Below are 1,301 nucleotides of genomic sequence, written 5' to 3' on the forward strand. Positions count from 1 at the left end.
CTTGGGGCGCCCTCACCCCAACCCTCTCCCGCAAGCGGGAGAGGGAGCTCGTCCCGCAAGCGGCGAGACCATCGCTTCCGAACTAAGCGCCGAAGTAAGCCCCGGCCACAACAACCCACCTTCCCCCACGCTCACCGAGATCGTCACCACGCTCCACAGTCTCGGCAAAGCCGAGCTGCCGGCGCAGCTGGCGCGATGGCTGGATGAGCTCGACGAGACCGGGCGCTGGGCGCTGCTGAAGCTGGTGACCGGGGCCTTGCGGATCGGTGTGTCGGCCCGGCTGGCCAAGACCGCGGCTGCGGCGCTCGGCGACAGGGATCCGCACGACGTCGAACTGGTGTGGCCCGGCCTCGAGCCGCCGTATCGCGAGCTGTTCGCCTGGCTCGAAGGTCGCGGCCCGCAGCCGGTCAACCGCGATCCGGCGCCGTTCCGCCCGGTGATGCTGGCGCATGCGGTCGAGGACGCCGACTTTGGGGCGATGAATCCGGCCGACTACATCGCCGAATGGAAATGGGACGGCATCCGTGTCCAGGCGGTCAGCGGCCAGAACGAGCACGGCGACACGGTCGTACGGCTGTATTCGCGCAGCGGGGAAGACATCACCATGAGCTTTCCCGATCTGTTGCCATCGCTGCACCTGCCAGGCGCGATCGACGGCGAGCTGCTGGTGCTGCGAGACAAACGCGTGCAGTCGTTCAATGTGTTGCAGCAGCGGCTGAACCGTAAATCAGTGACGCCGAAGCTGACGAAGGACTATCCGATCCACCTGCGCGCCTATGATCTGCTCGGCGACGGCGACGAGGATCTGCGCACGCTGCCGTTTGCCGAGCGCCGCGCACGGCTGGAGACCTTTATCGCCAGACTCGACGATCCCAAGGTCGACCTGTCGCCGATCATAACGTTTGACGACTGGGAAGGCTTGCGCGCCGCCCGCCGCGATCCGGCCAGCGCCGGCGCAGGGCTCGATGCCGATGCGGTCGAAGGCGTGATGCTGAAGCGGCGCGATGCGCTGTATCTGCCCGGCCGCCCCAAGGGCCAGTGGTGGAAGTGGAAGCACGACCCGCACATCATCGATGCCGTGCTGATGTATGCGCAGCGCGGCCACGGCAAGCGCTCGTCGTATTATTCCGACTACACCTTCGGGGTCTGGACCGAAGGCGATGGCGGCGATCAGCTCGTGCCGGTCGGCAAGGCGTATTTCGGCTTCACCGACGAAGAGCTGCTGCAGATCGACCGCTTCGTCCGCCGCAACACCACTGAGAAATTCGGCCCCGTCCGGCATGTCGTGCATGAGCCGGCAA

At 66.3% G+C, this 1,301-nt stretch carries 1 protein-coding gene; it reads left to right on the plus strand.

Annotated elements, in window-relative coordinates:
- A partial coding sequence (locus DYI24_RS26725) for an ATP-dependent DNA ligase (protein WP_164574469.1) occupies window positions 1-1,301 on the plus strand: 1,301 nt, incomplete at both ends.

The sequence above is a fragment of the Rhodopseudomonas sp. BR0C11 genome (genome assembly GCF_010820945.1).
Taxonomy (GTDB): domain Bacteria; phylum Pseudomonadota; class Alphaproteobacteria; order Rhizobiales; family Xanthobacteraceae; genus Rhodopseudomonas; species Rhodopseudomonas palustris_H.